This window comes from Moorena sp. SIO4A1 (assembly GCF_010672065.1).
Classification (GTDB): domain Bacteria; phylum Cyanobacteriota; class Cyanobacteriia; order Cyanobacteriales; family Coleofasciculaceae; genus Moorena.
Window position 1 is genome coordinate 1 of sequence record NZ_JAAHHX010000853.1, and the last position, 1,250, is coordinate 1,250.

Here is a 1,250-nt window from a genome sequence, read left to right on the forward strand (position 1 = left end):
TAGCAAACGAATTGGTATATCATGCCATTAAGATGTCATCAGCTGATGGAGTTTATGCTGAGGAAGAGAGAGCAAAAGTAAAAGAAGCAGCAAAAATCCTCGGAGTTGCTGATGATATTGTTTTAACTCTAGAAAGTTTAGTAGATATGGAACGAACCGTTGTTAAGATGCGTAAGGCATTGATTCACGTAAACACATTATAGACGACGGTATCACAATAGCACGGTAGGTAAGCATATGCGCTACTTGAGGTGCTGCTTGAGGTGCCGTGAGCTTTTAGCTCATGCTACTTGAGGTGCCGTCAGCCTTGGGCACACTACACGAATGGCTGATAGCTGAATGCTGATAGCTGAATGCTTACTGTGTCGCTATTTTATAACAGATATAATAGCAATAAAAATTAAGCGATCGCAAAACAAGACTCTAATCTAAAATCTGGTAGCATCCATTCACAAATTGAATCTATTCCTATCTCCCCATCTCCCCATCTCCCCATCTCCCCAAACTTCCCACACTTCCCCTTCTTTTTGAGAAATATCAGATAGACCCGATTAGCGGTAGCGAAGTTGTTGACCCTTGATGACTAAACCCATTCTCATCGCGTTTCCAATTGGAGTGAATCGTTTTTGTTTCGTCATGGTTTGGGGATGATGACGCACGGTAGATAAACTCAGGCTAAGCAGAGTCACAACAATTAGTGTAGCGCTTAAATTACGAGTAAAGGTTAAGTCAAACATTATCTGCGGATTTCCAACTGTCTCTACTTTCACAGTAGAAATCTCTTTTGATTAGTTCCCCCAGTAATATGCAACTAACTGAATTGACTCTCTGGTGGAATGGTGAATCCCACCAATTCAGTGGGTTTAGCAGTGTGGTTGACCTAGACAATCTGCCCACTGGCACCATGGCAGAAAAATTGGCGTTGCTTAATAATGGAATGATTTTAAGAGTGAGGTGGAATAGGCATCTTGCCTGTTCCTGATTTGGGGCAGGCAGAATGCCCACTCTACTCGGATTCATTATTTGATTGAGCAACGCCGAAAAATTCAATATCCTTCTTGAGGATCCCACATTCAGGACTTGAGGGTAAGTCCTATAGGGATCCCTGTAGGAATTGTGAGAATTTTTGTTCCCTGTTCCCTATTCCCTGTTCCCTATTCCCTGTTCCCTATTCCCTGTTCCCTATTCCCTTTCCTATCACATTTTTGAAGATTCGGTGAATGTATCCCGTAAGTATTGGTCTGATTGTT

Annotated in this window: 2 protein-coding genes and 1 pseudogene; 2 read left to right on the forward strand and 1 reads right to left on the reverse strand. The window is 42.2% G+C overall.

The features are described 5' to 3' along the window. Positions 1-203, forward strand: a pseudogene (locus F6K53_RS43485) (hypothetical protein); the annotation flags it as partial. Between the two features lie 348 nt (positions 204-551). Here F6K53_RS43485 and F6K53_RS43490 read toward each other — a convergent pair. Beyond that, the gene (locus F6K53_RS43490) at positions 552-770 is read right to left on the reverse strand and encodes a hypothetical protein (RefSeq protein ID WP_143727892.1); all 219 of its coding nucleotides are present in this window, start codon (positions 768-770) and stop codon (positions 552-554) included. Between the two features lie 35 nt (positions 771-805). On the opposite strand from F6K53_RS43490, the gene F6K53_RS43495 reads away from it, so the two are divergent. Next, on the forward strand, positions 806-982 hold the full coding sequence (locus F6K53_RS43495; RefSeq protein WP_158069849.1) for a hypothetical protein: 177 nt from the start codon (positions 806-808) through the stop codon (positions 980-982). The last annotated feature ends 268 nt before the right edge of the window (positions 983-1,250 follow it).